The sequence below is a fragment of the Bacteriovorax sp. As-1 genome (genome assembly GCF_058446905.1).
In genome coordinates this window covers 933,864-950,428 of sequence record NZ_CP184341.1, presented here as the reverse complement: position 1 = coordinate 950,428, position 16,565 = coordinate 933,864, and the positions used below count along the sequence as shown (strand labels likewise).

Here is a 16,565-nt window from a genome sequence, read left to right as displayed (position 1 = left end):
ACAATAGCGCGATAGGAAATACCTTAAAAAATCTGATTTCTTGCTCTTTTTATTTAATGACTTGCTGCTAATTTCGATTTTTAAAAAGTACTGACTGTGCATTAGAGTTGAAAAATCACTCGCGATCCGAGGGATGGTTAATTCCATCCATTGTTGGAACCTCTCCCAGTTCAAAGGGGTTTACTCCTTCAAGACAGGCCACATTGAATCCGCATTGCTTAGGATTTGAACGGCGCTGATGGTGAGTATAAATTCCACAGATTGAGCAGAAGTAGTGTTTAGCTGTCATTGTGTTGAATTGATAAAGTGTGAGCTTGTCTGCACCTTTTAGAATTTTAATTCCATCCAGTTCAACATTGGCAACAATAGCTCCTCTCATTCGGCAGAAGGAACAATCACATCTTCTGGGGTTTTCCGGCCCATTGGGAGATGGAGTTCAAATTGGACAGCTTTACAGTGGCAAGAGCCTTTGTGATAGGTTTCGATTCTCATGGAATAAGAATTAGCACTTCAATGACGATTTTAGGCAAAAAAAAAGCCTCGAATAAATCGAGGCTTTTTTTATAAACTTGGTACACCCACGGGGATTCGAACCCCGGTTACCGCCGTGAAAAGGCGATGTCCTAGACCGGGCTAGACGATGGGTGCAAAAACTGCTACATCTTTGATTTTACCGGTGTTTTCGAAAATGGTGATCTCTCTGCGACTCGAACGCAGGACCCTCTCCTTAAAAGGGAGATGCTCTAACCAACTGAGCTAAGAGACCATTTTGTTTTCGAAAGTGAGATTAAAAATAGTGTCACCGTGCTTTTTTGTCAAACTTTTTTTCAACTTTTTTAATGAATTATTTTTCATACACCTTGATCTCTAGCGTAACGAGGACTATGTTCCTCATCTATGGAAAATACAGAGGTAAATTTAAACAATAAACGTGTAGCGCTCCACACTTTGGGCTGTCGTTTGAACCTGTCTGAGACGGGATCAATCGCTCAAGGTTTTAAGGACCGCGGATACGATATCGTTGAGTTTGGTGAGCCTGCTGATGTTGTTTTCATTAACACTTGTACGGTCACAGATGCGGCCGATTCAACTTGCAGAAACCTGATTAGAAAAGCACACGGTTCTTCCCCAGAGGGAAAGATCGTTGTAGCTGGCTGTTATGCTCAGATGGAGCCAGAAAAAATCGCTGGTATGCAAGGAGTGGATCTCGTTCTTGGTAATTCGGAAAAATACAAAGTTTTCGAATATCTAGATGAGGAAAAAGAAAATTCAATTCACGTTGATAAGTCTTGGGAGTTCTACGGAGCTGCAACGACATCAGCGGATTCTCATACAAGAGCGTTTTTAAAGATTCAGGATGGCTGCAACTATGTATGCTCGTTCTGTATCATTCCTTTTGCCCGTGGACGCTCAAGAGCGATCTCGGTGGCAGACGCTGTCTCAGAAGCTAAAAAGCTCGTTTCTCAGGGTTTTAAAGAGATTGTCCTTACCGGAGTTAATATCGGTGAGTACGAACAGTCTTCAGGCGAAAAACTGCACCACTTAGTGGCGGAAGTTTTAGCGGTAGAGGGACTAGAGAGATTCAGGCTTTCAAGCGTTGAGCCCAACACGATTACAGATGAATTATTAGAAGTTTTAAAATCTTCTCCAAAAGTCATGGATCACTTCCATATCCCGCTTCAAAGTGGTGATGATGAGATCCTAAAGGCGATGAGAAGAAAATATACTGTCGCTGATTACAAAAGAATCATCGGAAAAATCATGGCCGCTTTCCCGAACGCAGGGATTGGTGCTGACATTATCGTCGGCTTCCCAGGTGAAACGAAAGAGCAGTTTGAAAATACATTCAGTTTATTAAAAGAACTTCCTATCACGCACTTCCACGTATTCCCTTACTCTAAGAGAAAAAATACGACAGCTGCGAAGATGGAAAATCATATTCACTCGGCCGTTAAAAAAGAGCGCGTAAAAACGCTTATGATGTTCGGGGACGCAAAATTAAACCTTCTAAGTGAAGATCAAATCGGAAAGAGAACTAAAGTGTTATTCGAAAGAAGAAACAAGGCGGGACTTTTCGAGGGGTATTCTTCAAATTATGTAAGGGTTCAAGTTTCAACAGATCAGGAATTGTCTAATGTGGAGAGAGAAGTTCTCGTAACCCGCATGGAAAATGGCAAGCTGGTCGGAGAACTTCTCCAGTAGTCTCTTAATTACTTTCTACAATACATTCTAGCTTTTCAGAAGTTTTGCCACTTTCAACAATCGCAGTGAAGCGAATGGCGCTGTCCATTCTGTCGGGCATGTAAAGCGCGTACGCTCCATCATCCACATTGAACTTTTGATAGAAGGCAAATTTTTTAACGGCCTTTTTATCAATTGTTAAAAGTCCGGCATTAAATTCCGGTTGGTCATCAATAGAGTAGGCAACGTCAGCAAGGCTTGTGTTGCTAGTGATTGAGCCGGAAAGTGATGCGCTGGCCTTTTGGCCGAACAAGTAGCGTGCTTCACAGTGGAAGTTTCTTTGTTCAGTCGATTGGGCGTAAGAAGCGGCTGAAAGTAATAGGAGAGAAGATAACAATAATGTTTTCATAAATAAGCTCCTTGAAACCACCATAGGCCTCTTGCTCATTCTGGAGAAATATATTGTTTAGTGAGCGGCTATCTAATAAACAGATGATGCGCTATGGTCTAAACTAAGGTCTGATAACGATCTTCGTAGGTACATCAACCATACCGTAGATTTCATCAATTTCAGCATCTTTCACAGCGATACAACCGTTAGTCCAGTCGATGTAGGGAAGTGCTGCGCGGATCAAAAAGTCCGACATGTCTCCAAGTCCTACCGTATCTAGCCATTCAGTCATGTCTTTAAAGTCATTTGGAAAACCGTGAAGCATGATATCGCCGCCTGGTTTTACACCTAGGGCGCGTGCTTTTAATTTATCTTTTAAATTTGGATAAGAGATGTGTAGTGACTTGTGAAATTTTGACTGGGGATTTCTCATATCCAGCTCATAAGTTCCCTCTGGCGTCCTGTTGTCGCCTTCTTGAACTTTGTGCCCCACAGGGTTTCTTCCCAGCATGATTTTGTATGTCTTAATGACCTGGTCATTTTTATTTACTAGTTCAAGGCGGCGCTCGCTCTTAAAAACGCGAACTAAGGCAACCTCACTTTTAGCAAATACATTAGACGTAGTAATAGATAATACAAGTGCCAGTAATACTGATTTCATGCTCTTCTCCCAAAGTGCCCTGATACTAGGATCGTCAATGGAGAATGCCAAGGGAGAGTGAAAAAAATATAGATTTTTAGAGGCAATCACCCTAAATTGTTAGGATGAAAACCACAAATACCATCACCACAAAAATCAACGACCAACGAGTTGAAATTAAGGGCGACAATGCCTTTATGACTCTTGGAAACTATCTTCGAAATGAAGAGTCTTTAACCGGGACAAAAATTGTCTGCGCTGAAGGCGATTGCGGGGCCTGTACCGTTTTAATCGCTAAAGATGTAGATGCTTCCGGCAAGCTGGAATTCAAATCGGTCAACTCATGCATCCTGCCTCTTTATCTGATTGATGGAGCTCAGGTTGTAACTGTTGAAGGGATTGGAAAAAATTCTGGAATGAACATTGACCTGCACGAAGTTCAGCAGAAGATGATTGATCACAACGGAGCTCAGTGTGGTTACTGCACGCCTGGTTTTATTTGTGCCATGGCCGGAGCTGTTGAAAAAGTGAAGTCGTGTGGTGGAACACTGACAGAAAAAAAGGCAAAGAACTTCTTAACTGGAAATCTTTGTCGCTGTACAGGTTATCAGCCCATCATCGATGCGGCGACGTCGATTGATTTAAATAAAGTGGAGCTTTTAAAAGACCGTTATCATAGTGCAGAGTGGATTTCTGAAATGAAGGCGATTAAGTCGCAGACGGTGGAAATGAAATTTACTGATAAGAGTATTTTTCTTCCAGCGACACTCAATGAAGCGCTTAAGAAAAAATCAGAAAAAAATGATGTGCGCTTAATTGCCGGATCAACTGATATTGGCGTTGTCGTCAATAAAGGAAAATTAGAAACGCCGGATACGATGGCGCTTTATCACATCAAAGATCTAAAGACGATCTCTCACGATGATAAGTTTATTACAGTAGGAGCGACAGTTACGCTGACAGAGTTTGAAGAATATGTTGAAAAACATTTCTCTGAGATGTCGCGCATGCTACGCATTTTTGCTTCTCCTCAGATCAAAAATCAGGGGACAGTAGTTGGAAATGTTGTCAATGCTTCTCCAATTGCCGATACGATTCCCTTTTTAATGGTGAGTGATGCGATTGTTGAACTTCAAAGTACTAGTGGCACACGCGAAGTGGTGCTTTCGAAGTTTTATATTGGTTATAAAAAACTCGATATCAATGCAGATGAAATCGTCACTAAAATTAAAATCCCAGTCCTGGCGAAAAATGAAAAAACCAGGCTCTATAAAGTCTCGATGAGAAAAGACTTAGATATTTCAGCAGTGACATTTGCAGCTCGTATTGTTTTTGATGGAAAGAAAATGACGAAAGTGGCGATCGCTCTTGGTGGAGTGGCCGCGACAGTCGTGAGGCTTTCGGATATTGAAGCGAAACTTACCGGACAAGATTTTTCAGAGAAGATTTTCCACGATGCTGGGGCTTCTCTTGATCAATACATTAAACCTCTTTCAGACCTTCGTGCTTCAAAAGAGTACAGAATGCTAGTAGCGGGGAACTATTTCAAAAAGTTCGCAGCGGAAATAGGGGGTGAACTGTGAGTGTTGGAAAAAGTGTTCACCACGATTCGGCCGTAGGTCACGTAACAGGAACGAGCGTTTTTATCGACGATCGCCCGAGATTAAAAAATGAAGTGTTCGCTGGAGTTATCGGTGCTCCTGTTTGCGCCGGAAAAATTACTAAGATCGATGGATCGCTGGCGCTTAAAGTAGACGGCGTTTATGGCGTTTTTACGGCCCATGATATTCCTCACAACAATTGGGGAACGATCGTTCCGGAGCAACCGATTCTGGCATTTGAAAAAATTGGCTATATCGACGAGCCGGTTTGTGTGGTTGCTTGTAAAGACGAAGAGACTTTTAATAAAGTTAAAAAATTAATTAAAATTGAAGTTGTTGAAGAAAAACCGATTCTCACGATTGATGATGCTATCGAGAAGAAATCAATTCTTTGTGAAGCAAAGGCCTTTGTCAGAGGAGATGTGGATGAGATTCTAAAGAGATCACCTCACACATTAAAAGGTGCTTTCGAGTGTGGTGGTCAAGAGCACTTCTATATGGAGAGCCAGGCGACGATTGCTTATCCATTAGAAAATGGACAGATTGAAGTTCACTCTTCTTCTCAGCACCCGACTGAAACTCAGCACGTGGTGGCCCATGCTCTTGGATTGGATTATTCACAAGTCGTTTGTGTTGTTAAAAGAATGGGCGGCGGTTTTGGTGGTAAAGAATCACAGGCCGCACACTTTGCTGCAATGGCAGGACTTGTTGCTTATAAATTAAATCGTCCGGCCAGACTTGCTCTGACTAAAGATGACGACATGATGATGACAGGAAAACGTCATCCATTTAAGAATTTTTATGAAGTGGGATTTGATGACAATGGTTTAATCACCGGACTTAAGGTGGATATCTATGCCAACGGTGGAGCTTATGTTGATTTAACTCCATCGATTCTAGACCGAGCGATGTTTCACGCAGATGGGTGTTACTATCTGGAAAATTGCTACATTAAGGGGAGAGCTGTTCGCACTCATCAGCATTCGAATACGGCCTTTAGAGGATTCGGTGGACCTCAAGGGAATATGACGATGGAGAGTATTCTTGAAGACATCGCTCACTATCTAAAAAAAGATTCATTTGAAATCAGAAGATTAAACCTTTATGGAAAAGATTCGCGCAATGTGACTCCTTATAATCAAGTTGTTGAGCACAATGTACTGCCAGAAATTTTTGATAAACTTCATAAAGATTCTGAGTACGAAAAAAGGAGACAAGAAATCATTGCCTTTAATAGTAAAAAAACTGGAAAGCTTCGCGGTCTCTCGATGACGGGAGCAAAGTTTGGGATTGCCTTTACCACGAAGTTTTTAAATCAAGGGAACGCTCTAGTTAATATTCACGTTGATGGAACAGTTCAGGTTTCAACCGGGGCCACAGAAATGGGCCAAGGGGTAAATACAAAAATGCAGCAAATCGCTGCGACTTGTTTTGGGATTTCTCACACCAAGGTTGTGATGATGCCGACATCAACAGAAAAAAATCACAATACATCTCCAACTGCTGCTTCAAGTGGAGCGGATATCAATGGGGGAGCGGTTTTAAAAGCTTGTGAAGATCTTTTATCAAGACTTCGTTGGGTGTTTAACGAACTTCATAATTCTGGGATTGCCTACGATACCATTAAGACGATGCCGCCAGTTGATCTCTCAGTTGATTTATCCCATATCCAGTTTGTTGATGGAAATATTGTTGATACAAAAACCAAAAAGAGCATGGCCTTTAAAGATTTAGTAAAGCTAGCTTACTTAAATCAATTCTCGCTTGCGGGATACGCTTTTTATAAAACACCTGATCTTGGGTTTGATAAAAACACCGGACAGGGGCGCGCTTTTAATTATTTCACTAATGGTGCAGCTGTCAGTGAAGTTGAAATTGACGAGTACACCGGAGAGTTAAAAGTTCTTCGCGCAGACATCTTAATGGATTTAGGTCGCCCGATTAACCCGGGAATAGATATTGGGCAAGTGAGCGGAGCTTTCGTTCAAGGGATGGGATGGGTGACAAGTGAAAATCTTTATTACCACGAATCAGGAAAGCTTCTGGCCCATAGCCCGACAACTTATAAAATTCCAAACATCCAGGACACACCACGCGTCTTTAACATTGAGCTTTTAGAAAATCACACCAACACTAGAAACGTGATGAGATCAAAAGCAGTCGGTGAGCCACCTCTTCTTTTAGGATCATGTGTGTGGACAGCGGTTAAAAATGCTCTGCACTTTAGAAGTAAGGGGGCCGTTCCAAATATTATTAGTCCCGCGACTAACGAAGTGATTTTGATGGAGCTAAATCGTTATGAGTAAACCGATTCTCGAGAAAATTTTAGAACTAAGAGAGCGCGGGGAAACTTTTATCGTGGCCACACTGGTAAATACGAGAGGAAGTGCCCCACAAGAAGTTGGAGCTAAGATTTTAGTCGGGGAAAATGGTTATATCGACGGGACCATCGGCGGTGGAAAAGTTGAAGAGCGCGTGATTGCGCACTCAAAAGATATGTTAAAAACAAATGCCTTAACCGATTACACCGAGTGGAACCTGCAAACAGACATCAAAATGACCTGTGGTGGAGTGGTGAGTTTTTTCTTTGAGCGAGTAGAAAAAAAACCATCTTGGGAGGTCGCCGTTTTTGGAGCAGGTCACGTGGCCCAGGAATTAGTGAGACTTCTCTTAAAATTGGAGTGCTCAATTACCTGTGTTGATCCTCGTCTTGAGTGGCTTAATAAACTTCCAGAGCACCATAAACTAAAAAAGATTCAAACTGATTCCATGAAAGATGTCGTGGCAACACTTGATCCTAAAACTTTTATTGCTTCCATGACCATGGGACATGCTTTTGATTTACCAATTCTTCTTTCGGCCATGGAAAGAAATGTATTTCCTTATATTGGAGTGATCGGAAGTGAATCTAAGGCAGCTGTATTAAAATCTGATTTAAAAGCTTCCGGTGCAAATCCTGCGCTGATTGAAAAACTTCATTGCCCAATCGGCGAGCCATTTGGGAATAACACACCAGTGGAAATCGCGCTTTCAATTGCAGCTCAATTAATTAAATGCCGCGACCAATAGTTTAGTGATATATCGTAATTGAGACCGGTGTCTCTAAATTATCCCACACTTCTTGCATTTCGCTATTTGAAAGCGCAATACATCCTGCCGTCCAATCGCGGGCCACTTCGGGATAGAGAATTTCTAAACTTCCATCATCTAAAATAATTGAAAGCTCACTTAAGTAGTTGGGCATTCCGTGCAAGAAAATATCAAAACCTGGGTTGTATTTATTCTCGCGACCGCGGGCCACATCTTCAGGGGCCGGGTAACTAATGTGAATGGATTTATAAAAACTAGAATAGGGGTTTTTATAATCCATGCGGTATTCGCCTTCGGGAACTAGTTTATCTCCTTCGCGCCTTTTAGGGGCCATGCCTCCGCGAGAGAGCATGACAGTATAGACTTTGGTGATTTCTCCCTGATAAAGCATCTCCATCCTGTGTCTGGTTTTATAGACACGGACTTCATCGACTTGATAGGCTTCCGCAGTTGTTAGAGTAGTAATGAAAAGGGCCATGAGTGTTGTCATTATCTTTTTCATAACTAAACGCTAGCAGAGTTTTTTTCCTAAAGCTTTCATAATTTTTACTTGAATGTTTGTGTTCGCAAAATCTAAAATAGATTCCAAAAAAATCAACTGAGGGTTGTATGACTGAAGAAGTAAAAGAAGATCATAGTTTTGAAATTAAGTGCGGAGTTCTCATTGCCATTTTTGCAGCTGTCATGGCTTTGTCTGATATGTTTGCCGGAAAATACGGAGAAGATGAAATTAAATTCATCAATGAGAAGTCCAGTTCGTATATGTGGTACCAGGCAAAGAGTATTCGTGAAACAAATGTAGAAGGTCAACGCGACCTGATTAACACGATGATCGAAGGAAAAAATGCCAATGACCCAGCGGTGGCAAAATTAAAAGAGCATACGAATAAATTAACGCAAAAAATTGAGCGTTATGAAAAAGAGAAAAAAGAAATCCTACTTGGCTCAAGTAAAGTTGGTGAGGCCAACTGGGTACAAGACGTAGACGGAAAATTAGGTCAGGTTATTGGCGCCAAAGAATATGAAGAGAAAATTGAGATCCTAGGCAAAGCAGGGGATCAGTTTGATCTCTCGAATCTATTTTTCCAATTATGTCTGGTTATGGGAGCGATTAGTTTGGTTGTGAAAAAAGAAAAGCTTCAGAGTGTTTTCTTTTACGTCATGATTGGTCTGGGTGTGATTGGGTCTATTTTTTCAGCTGTCGCACTTAACATCGCTGCAGCTGCTTAGTGCTTACTTAAGTTTTAAAACCATTTGAACATCATCTATGGAGACACCATCAACACGAATGCGGTCTTCATAGGTGAATAGTTCAATAAAGCCTAAAGATGTGTAGAGCTTTTTAGCTGGCAGGTTAAAAGCAAAATAAGAAAGATCCATCCAGTAAAGGCTGTCTTGATCGCGGGCCCATTCAATGGCCATTCTTAGAAGTCTTTTTCCATAACCCTGACCACGCACTGATTCTTCCATTCCCATGCCGAGCTGGCAGCGGTGAAGGGCTCCACTAAAAATGTTTTTGATATTAGCTTCGCCTAAGATTGTTCCATCTGAATCGACCAGTACAAAACTTCTAAGCCATCCCTCTTCAGTGACGGATTTTTTCAGGGCCGCAAGTTTGTCGGTCTTTCTTTTTTCCCAGTCGAATTCGTGATTAGGGGAGAAAGGGTGAGCGAGTTTGCCCTCGAATCCAGGTTCTTTGATATGTCTCCTATTGTGGTCAATAAGAGCGTCAATGTCGGATTCAAGGGCAAGTCGTAATTGCATAATAACTAGAAGTAATTTTTTCTAAAAAGGATTTCTTTTCTTTCTGGTCCAAACGCTAGAATCCCTACAGGAATTCCCAGGAATGTTTCAATTTCCTTGATGTAAGCGTTTAGTTCAGGAGAAAGGTCTTTGTCTGTCTTGTTAGCGAAATCATCTTTAAATGGCTTAAGCGTTTTATAAACCGGCTTAGCCTTATAAAGATCAATTCCCGGGTAAGCACATTCAATCCTCTTTCCTTCGTACTCGTAGGCCACACAAACTTTAAGTTCATCAACGGCACATAGGATATCTAGTTTTGTTAATGCGATTGAAGTTAGGTTAGAAGCTTTTACTGAGTATTTTAGAAGTGGAAGGTCTAACCATCCACAACGGCGCTTTCTACCAGTTGTTGCCCCAAACTCTTTTCCGATTGTCTGGATTTTTTCTCCGACTTCATCAAATAGTTCAGTAGGGAAAGGTCCTTCTCCAACTCTGGTTGTGTAAGCTTTCGTGATGGCCAGGACTTCCTGAACAGATGATTCTGGAATTCCGGCACCAGTGTAGATTCCACCAAGAGAAGTCGAAGATGATGTAACAAACGGATAAGTTCCGTAGTCCACATCAAGAAGAATCCCTTGAGCTCCTTCGAAAAGGATTTTTTTCTTAGCTTGAACTGCTTGATCAAGGAAAGAGAAAGTGTCGCACACGAATGGCTGTACTTTTTTCCCAAGTTCAAAAAGTCTTGCTGCTTCTTCTTCGATTGAAGGGAAGTCGATGTTGTAGCGGTGCTTGAAAAGGATTTCTTTTTCACCAAGGTTTCTTGCCAGCTTCTTCTTAAGGTTTTCCATGTCGAAAAGATCCTTAAGTTTTACGGCACGTCTTCCTACTTTATCTTCATAAGCAGGTCCGATTCCTTTTCCTGTTGTTCCGATTTTCACAGAACCTTGAGATTCGCGGGCAGCATCTAAAAGCTTGTTGTAGCTTGTGATGATAGTCGCGTTCTCAGAGATTTTTAAATTTTCTGAAGTCACTTTAATTCCAGCGTCAGCTACGTTTTGGAGCTCCTTCTGGAATGCTTCCGGTTCAAAAACCACTCCGTGCCCAACCACTGAAGCACAGTGAGGGTGGAGGATTCCTGAAGGGATTAAGTGAAGAACAATTTTCTTTCCGTCGACGATGATGGTGTGACCGGCGTTGTTCCCGCCTTGGTAGCGAACTACCACATCACATTTTTCGCTTAAGAGGTCGGTGATTTTGCCTTTGCCTTCATCACCCCATTGAGCACCGATAATCGCTAGTGTTTTCATTACTTTCCTTTGACTTCGTTTAGTAGGTTATTGTTTACGAAGAACTCATTAATCTGGTGAACGGCCATTTCTCCCACTCTGAATTGCGCTTCTTCTGTTGAAGCACCAACGTGTGGAGACATGATCAGGTTGTCTAGTTCGATAAGTTTTGAATCGGCCGGAAGAGGCTCAGTTGCAAAAACGTCGAAACCAGCGCATCTGATTTTTTTCTCTTTAAGAAGAGTGTAAAGAGCTTCTTCATCAACGATTCCACCGCGAGCGGCGTTGACTAAGATAGCGTCTTTTTTCATAAGGTTTAGAAGTTCACCTGTCACCATTCCTTTTGTTTGAGGAAGAAGTGGAGTGTGGATTGTAACGATGTCACAAGTTGAAAAGATTTCTTTTAGGTCAGTCACTTTTCTTGTGTTAGGTAGATCTGATTTTTCCATGACTGGATCGAAAAATAGAACTTCTGGCTCAAATCCAGAAATTCTTTTTGCTACGATTTGTCCGATGCGGCCGAAACCAACGATACCAACTTTTTTCTTCCATAGCTCAAGTCCTGTAAGAGCGTTTTTCTCCCACTTTCCTTCGTGCATAGTCTTGTTGGCAAACGGAGTGTTTCTTAGGCATGACATCATAAGAGCGACAGCTTGTTCAGCAGCAGAGTTGTTGTTAGCTCCTGGAGTGTTGGCCACTTTTACACCTTTTTCTGCGCAAAGAGTTTTATCAATGTTGTCCGTGCCTTCTCCGGCGCGGATAACGATTTTTAAATTTGGAGCAAGAGCTAGAAGTTCAGCGTTTACAGTTGTTGCTGACCTGATGATTAATCCATTCACTTTCGGAAGAAGAGTTTTTAATTCGTCTTGAGAAACTTTAGAAGTAGGGTGAACTTCAAGATTTGAATTCTTCTTTAGTTCTTCAAATAGAGACTTATCAAAGCCGTCTGGAACGACAATAAAAGGTTTCATGCGATCTTTCTCCTATAGAATTTAGGGTAGCGGGTGAATGGTTTGGGATTCGCCCCATTATAGGACCGCTAGGAGAAAGTTTCAACTAAATGTCAGTCAAAAGGTTTTGAAGATGGTCTGTTAGTTTGTGTAGAGATTCGGCCGGAAAACTCATCTGACGGTAAGTGATCCCTGAAAGATCGAAGATCTTCTTCGCAATTCTATTTGTTTCCTGTTCATGATGCTTATCAGAAAGATAAATAACTTCTTTTACTTTAGACGAGGCGATCAATTTTGCGCATTCATTACACGGGAAATGAGTGACATAGGCGCGAGAGCCTTCTAAAGAACGCGTGGCATGTAAAATAGCATTGGCTTCAGAGTGAACAACGTAGCCGTATTTTTGAAACTCCAAGGGAGCTGACTTGTCTTTTCCCCACGGAACTTTTGATTCGTCGATTCCTGCCACAAACCCGTTGTAGCCCATGGTGATCTGGTGATTGCTCTTGTCGACGAAGACTGAGCCCACTTTTGTCGAGGGATCTTTCGACTTAAAAGCAGCGATCATCGCCTGAAGCATAAAGTATTCATCCCAAGAAAGCGCAGATTTCGAGGGAATAAAGTTAATTTTTGGGTCTGTTGTGTCTGTCATAGTGGTATTAAAATCCAATTTTAGGGCCCTTTTAGTCAAGAAAATTAAAAAGTTTCTTGTATCATCTTATTTAAGTCGTTACACTTTAAGAGAATATTCACTAATTGAGGTTTCAATGAAAACAGATTTTGATACATTGCGTGCACTCGCTAGCTATACGATCAACAATCTCAAAGAGAAAAAGTTGATTGAATTTCACCCTTCTAAGCGTGAAGAGCTAATCGAAGCGATGGCAACGGAATACGGCGTTAGTTTCGCAACTGATGAAGACGTACGTGATCAAGCAATTGAAGAAGTAGAAGAAAAAATGGGGGTTGATAACCTTCCTGAAGACGTTACTGAATCAGAAATGTTCAACCATGCTAGAAAAGAGATCATTAAGTCGTTTAACGGCGAAAATATCGGTGGTCTTTATTTAGTTGAGTCTTTACATCAGATTGCAGTGAGAATGAAAGACTTCGTTCTTGAGTGCGACCTGATCGACGACGTGTTCGGTTCTGATGAAGACCTGATTTCTTTCTTAGTTGCTAAGATCAGGCTCTTCTCTCCTAAAAAGAACTAATCCTAAAGGGACCTTCGGGTCCCTTTTTTTTGCCTAAAAACTAAAAAACCTTACTATTTAGCCGATCTGGTTCGGTATGAGTATTCTTAAAAGATTCATTCTATTCATTGTTCTTTTTCTGAGTGTATCTGTCGGTTATTCGGCCGAAGTCAAAAAACAATTCTATCTGCTTGGCGGTGGTGGTGAACCTCATGGTGAGAGCACCATGTTCGATAATGATTTAAAACAAATTGGAAGCTTTACCCGTTCAAGTAAAAACGGTTGGGAAACGACTGTCAGCTTTAATGGCGGCCATAAAAAAACAGAAGAGATTCTCGCCAAGAAAATGGGGAATGTAAAAAATAAAGGTCCTTTTACTGAGAGCAATTATAATGAACTTATTGATGAGATGATTAAAAAAATTGAAACCGGAGAATTAACGGCCGGAGATCAATTAATGGTTAATATTGATACCCACGGCTCCCGCAAGAGAAATGAAAAAACTCACAGTATCGCCCTTGCAGGAAGTCCTTTGTCGGATCTTAAGACTCTAAGTGGAGCAGAGACTGTTGATCTCGACAGACTAGAGAAGCTTGCTAATCTTGCGGCCGAAAAGGGTGTGAAGCTTGCTTTGATTGATATGAGCTGTTTTTCTGGGAACCTTCACAATATTAAAAACGACAAGGTTTGCTTCATCTCTGCTACGGGGTCAGAGCAATATAGTTATTCGGGCACTGTGGACATGTGGCTTTTTACATTGACCAATACTTTCAGTGGACAATTCTATGATCAGCTTAAAAAAGGCAGAAATTTAGAAGAGATTTTTTTAAAGGCCAGGCTACAAGACAGGTCTCCTGAATTTCCTATGATCTCAAGTATGGAAGGCGATATCATTCATCAGGTCCTCTATAACATGCTCTTACCTTACATGCGTTATGATAAAAGTGGTGAACACAAGTTTACTGATTTTAGAGAATCTTATGATTTCAACTATCAGGATTTCGAGCGACATGTTTGTTCCTTAAATCAACAGCACAACTCATTGATGGATATTCTTCAGCAAGCAGAAGAAATGGAAAAAATTAGTAAAGAATCAATGAACAATGAATTCAAATCTCTGAGATCTGCTCTTGAGCAGTACCGTGAGTATCAAAGAGGATATGAAGAAGCTTTAAGGGCGAAGTTTCAGGTCGGAGCAGAAGTAAAGCAAATTCTTGAAACAGATTTTGCCGGGGATCGAGAATTGTGGAGAAAATATTATCCGGAAGCTTTCATCGGCCTGGATTTCAATTACACAATTAAAACGATGCAAGAGCTTGTTGATAAAGAGAAAAATGAAAATATGAAGCAAATATGGTCTAACACTTTAAAAGATTCACAAAGACAAAAAGAAATCATTGAAGCCGTTAAAGCGAAGATGAGTGAAAAATCAAAGAAGGCCTTAGCGGATGCAGATAAGGCCATGTCTGACTCCGTTAAAACATACCCTCTGGCAAAACAAGTGACGAGTGAAGCCCGAAAAGTTTACGATACGATTTATAAATCAATGCAGAAATCTTCCAAGCAGAGCAATCCATGCAGGGAGTTTGTCCTTTGAAAATGATATTGGTTTTTTTTGCTTTCTATACTTCAGGTGTCTTTGCAGTTGACTGTGGAATTTATACTTTTAAAGGTGTTTTAAGGGAGAGTAAGACGTCAGAGCTGAAATTTCATTACGTCGTCAATGAGCACACTAAATCTCAAATGACTTTTGAATTTAAAGACAGTAAAGACCTGGGGGCAATGCTGCCTCTTTTAAATAAGCCGTCATCTCTTAAGGGGAAGATTGGTCGCAGGATGGATGCAACAAAAGGTGTTCTGACAAATGTCGAAGAGATCAACGAACGTTTTCCCAATCCTCTTGCCGAATCGACAGCGGATGGACTGGGCCTGGTCACTAAAATGAAGTGTGATTAATCCTTAGAATTGAAATTCCAAACCAAGAGCATAGTAGTCATCATTTAAATACCCTTTCTTAGTGTAGATGCGGGCATTTCTCACAATGGCTTTTGCTTCGTTTGTCAGTGATTCAAAAAAACTCAGCCCTTCAAGCTCAATCGTCTCAGTGAGTTTAATGTTGCTTAAAGTTTCTTTGCTGATAATGATACAGATTCCGGTTTTAGAAATATTGTAGATAGGGCAGGCGACATCCACAGTTGGAATGTTGTTGTCGCGGCTTTCAAATTTAGCCGAGACAAAACGTTTTTCTTCCTGAGGAATGTAAAAGCGCGGATGAATGCGCAGCTCTTTAAGTCTTACATCGTGAGGGACTTGAAAAGCTAGTGAGCCCTTTTTTGAAGAAATTGAAACCGAAGCTTTTGTCTTAAAAACGAAGTCCTGTACTTGAAGCAGAAAATAAGTTTCAAGCTTTGGATTGAATGTTGCTTTTTGTTCTTCAGCAATAGCGACAGTGAATGTTCCATTGTAAGAATCAAGTGAAGCAAATTTCACTTCACATTTAAAAGTACGCTCTCCTGACACCGGGTCCTTTTGCCAGATGGTCATAGAGGTCTCTGATTCAAACTTCTTTTGAACTAGCTTAATAATTTCTTCGCGGTTTTTTGAAATGCGATAGTCTTCCATACTAGTAGTATCGGATGATTTAGGATTTTCTCCAATATTTCATGGGTATCCACTAGTTAGGCATAGGAAGCATCCAATAAAATATGGCACTTAAATAAGAATTTTTAAGCGGGATGATCAACGAGGGTTAGTCTTAACATGACCTCTTCAAAGTAGGGTCCTTCGACTAAACCATTGAGGATAGAGCTTTTACTTTCAGCGTACATATATTGTCCGCTCTTTAAATTCCTGATGAGAAAAGCATCGTAGTAAAGTCTTTCAGATCTATCTTCAGTTGCCGTTCCTTCGAGACGAACCATCTCGTAGAGGCCGGACTTAATTAAATCTTTCTCTCTGAAGTCACTCGGATTGTGAATCACACTGTTTTCTTCATCGAAGAGGATGTTGCGTGCGTGGATTTTTTCTTTGAAGAGTTCGATGATGTTTTTTTGATCGGGAATTGTACTCCAGATAAAACGCGCTTCCCATTCATAACGAGTGTCGAGGCGTTTAAAGAGAAGTTCTTCTTCGGAACCCGAATCCACCACGCTCCACCAGCGTGGAGTGATGAGTTTAAATTCTTTGAAGAGAATGTCCTGTGCATTTTCCAGGTAGTTCTTTTTTTCGTTTTTAATCACTCGCATGGTGTAGATCCCAAGGCCCATTAAAAGGAAGAAGGCGATCCATTCAAAAGCGAGTCCGATATTTGCAATAACCATGAGAGGTCCTCGGTTTTTATTTAAAAGAGGGGAAAGGTCCAGTATTTTGAAACGCAATTCCTTAGGGTTAGAAGAAACCTAACTAGGCAGAAAGATCTCACTAAACTTTTCTCAGGTAATTACCGAAAATAGATATTGAGTTGAACTCTCTATCCTTTTCGGAGACGCGT

General features: G+C 41.1%; 17 protein-coding genes, 2 tRNA genes and 1 pseudogene. 8 read left to right on the top strand and 12 right to left on the bottom strand.

Features of this window, described 5'->3' with window-relative positions:
• Positions 1-115: 115 nt before the first annotated feature.
• The 3 genes and pseudogenes from ACN20O_RS04795 to ACN20O_RS04785 form a co-directional block, all read right to left on the bottom strand.
• Positions 116-492: pseudogene (locus ACN20O_RS04795) on the bottom strand (GFA family protein).
• A 78-nt stretch (positions 493-570) separates the two neighbouring features.
• Positions 571-648: transfer RNA gene (locus ACN20O_RS04790), tRNA-Glu, on the bottom strand.
• 41 nt (positions 649-689) lie between these two features.
• Positions 690-766: transfer RNA gene (locus tag ACN20O_RS04785), tRNA-Lys, on the bottom strand.
• A 131-nt stretch (positions 767-897) separates the two neighbouring features.
• On the opposite strand from ACN20O_RS04785, the gene mtaB reads away from it, so the two are divergent.
• Positions 898-2,202, top strand: coding sequence for a tRNA (N(6)-L-threonylcarbamoyladenosine(37)-C(2))-methylthiotransferase MtaB (gene mtaB, locus ACN20O_RS04780; protein WP_491637711.1), 1,305 nt, complete (start codon positions 898-900; stop codon positions 2,200-2,202).
• 4 nt (positions 2,203-2,206) lie between these two features.
• Here mtaB and ACN20O_RS04775 read toward each other — a convergent pair whose 3' ends face one another.
• Positions 2,207-2,590 (bottom strand): hypothetical protein, encoded by a 384-nt coding sequence (locus ACN20O_RS04775; protein ID WP_491637709.1) that lies wholly within the window; start codon positions 2,588-2,590, stop codon positions 2,207-2,209.
• A 103-nt stretch (positions 2,591-2,693) separates the two neighbouring features.
• The gene (locus tag ACN20O_RS04770; protein WP_491637707.1) at positions 2,694-3,233 is read right to left on the bottom strand and encodes a L,D-transpeptidase family protein; all 540 of its coding nucleotides are present in this window, start codon (positions 3,231-3,233) and stop codon (positions 2,694-2,696) included.
• 104 nt (positions 3,234-3,337) lie between these two features.
• On the opposite strand from ACN20O_RS04770, the gene xdhA reads away from it, so the two are divergent.
• The 3 genes from xdhA to xdhC are packed head-to-tail and all read left to right on the top strand — an operon-like array spanning position 3,338 to position 7,882.
• The gene (gene xdhA / locus ACN20O_RS04765; RefSeq protein ID WP_491637705.1) at positions 3,338-4,795 is read left to right on the top strand and encodes a xanthine dehydrogenase small subunit; all 1,458 of its coding nucleotides are present in this window, start codon (positions 3,338-3,340) and stop codon (positions 4,793-4,795) included.
• Positions 4,792-7,119 carry a xanthine dehydrogenase molybdopterin binding subunit gene (gene xdhB, locus ACN20O_RS04760; protein ID WP_491637703.1) on the top strand — a complete coding sequence of 776 codons (2,328 nt, stop codon included), beginning with the start codon at positions 4,792-4,794 and terminating at the stop codon, positions 7,117-7,119. Before xdhA ends, xdhB begins: the two co-directional genes overlap by 4 nt.
• Positions 7,112-7,882 (top strand): xanthine dehydrogenase accessory protein XdhC, encoded by a 771-nt coding sequence (gene xdhC / locus ACN20O_RS04755; RefSeq protein ID WP_491637701.1) that lies wholly within the window; start codon positions 7,112-7,114, stop codon positions 7,880-7,882. The genes xdhB and xdhC overlap by 8 nt, the downstream gene beginning before the upstream one ends.
• 1 nt (position 7,883) lies before the next feature.
• On the opposite strand, the gene ACN20O_RS04750 is transcribed toward xdhC, so the two are convergent.
• On the bottom strand, positions 7,884-8,405 hold the full coding sequence (locus ACN20O_RS04750) for a L,D-transpeptidase family protein (protein ID WP_491637699.1): 522 nt from the start codon (positions 8,403-8,405) through the stop codon (positions 7,884-7,886).
• 107 nt (positions 8,406-8,512) lie between these two features.
• On the opposite strand from ACN20O_RS04750, the gene ACN20O_RS04745 reads away from it, so the two are divergent.
• A complete protein-coding gene (locus ACN20O_RS04745) occupies positions 8,513-9,133 on the top strand; it encodes a DUF4337 domain-containing protein (protein WP_491637697.1) in 621 nt (206 codons plus the stop codon).
• 3 nt (positions 9,134-9,136) lie between these two features.
• Here ACN20O_RS04745 and ACN20O_RS04740 read toward each other — a convergent pair whose 3' ends face one another.
• From ACN20O_RS04740 to ACN20O_RS04725, 4 genes are all read right to left on the bottom strand, one after another.
• Positions 9,137-9,667 carry a GNAT family N-acetyltransferase gene (locus ACN20O_RS04740; RefSeq protein ID WP_491637695.1) on the bottom strand — a complete coding sequence of 177 codons (531 nt, stop codon included), beginning with the start codon at positions 9,665-9,667 and terminating at the stop codon, positions 9,137-9,139.
• A gap of 5 nt (positions 9,668-9,672) precedes the next feature.
• On the bottom strand, positions 9,673-10,953 hold the full coding sequence (locus tag ACN20O_RS04735) for an adenylosuccinate synthase (protein WP_491637693.1): 1,281 nt from the start codon (positions 10,951-10,953) through the stop codon (positions 9,673-9,675).
• Positions 10,953-11,903 carry an NAD(P)-dependent oxidoreductase gene (locus ACN20O_RS04730; RefSeq protein ID WP_491637691.1) on the bottom strand — a complete coding sequence of 317 codons (951 nt, stop codon included), beginning with the start codon at positions 11,901-11,903 and terminating at the stop codon, positions 10,953-10,955. The genes ACN20O_RS04735 and ACN20O_RS04730 overlap by 1 nt, the downstream gene beginning before the upstream one ends.
• A gap of 85 nt (positions 11,904-11,988) precedes the next feature.
• Positions 11,989-12,534, bottom strand: coding sequence for a deoxycytidylate deaminase (locus ACN20O_RS04725; RefSeq protein WP_491637689.1), 546 nt, complete (start codon positions 12,532-12,534; stop codon positions 11,989-11,991).
• A gap of 115 nt (positions 12,535-12,649) precedes the next feature.
• Between ACN20O_RS04725 and ACN20O_RS04720 the strand changes: the two genes are divergently transcribed.
• The 3 genes from ACN20O_RS04720 (at position 12,650) to ACN20O_RS04710 (ending at position 15,031) form a co-directional block, all read left to right on the top strand.
• Entirely contained in the window at positions 12,650-13,096 is a 447-nt protein-coding gene (locus ACN20O_RS04720) for a hypothetical protein (protein WP_102244765.1), read from the top strand.
• A 76-nt stretch (positions 13,097-13,172) separates the two neighbouring features.
• On the top strand, positions 13,173-14,672 hold the full coding sequence (locus ACN20O_RS04715; protein ID WP_491637686.1) for a hypothetical protein: 1,500 nt from the start codon (positions 13,173-13,175) through the stop codon (positions 14,670-14,672).
• Entirely contained in the window at positions 14,669-15,031 is a 363-nt protein-coding gene (locus ACN20O_RS04710; RefSeq protein ID WP_491637684.1) for a hypothetical protein, read from the top strand. The genes ACN20O_RS04715 and ACN20O_RS04710 overlap by 4 nt, the downstream gene beginning before the upstream one ends.
• 3 nt (positions 15,032-15,034) lie before the next feature.
• On the opposite strand, the gene ACN20O_RS04705 is transcribed toward ACN20O_RS04710, so the two are convergent.
• The gene (locus tag ACN20O_RS04705; protein WP_491637682.1) at positions 15,035-15,697 is read right to left on the bottom strand and encodes a PilZ domain-containing protein; all 663 of its coding nucleotides are present in this window, start codon (positions 15,695-15,697) and stop codon (positions 15,035-15,037) included.
• Positions 15,698-15,801: 104 nt separating this feature from the next.
• On the bottom strand, positions 15,802-16,395 hold the full coding sequence (locus ACN20O_RS04700) for a hypothetical protein (RefSeq protein ID WP_491637680.1): 594 nt from the start codon (positions 16,393-16,395) through the stop codon (positions 15,802-15,804).
• Between the last annotated feature and the right edge of the window lie 170 nt (positions 16,396-16,565).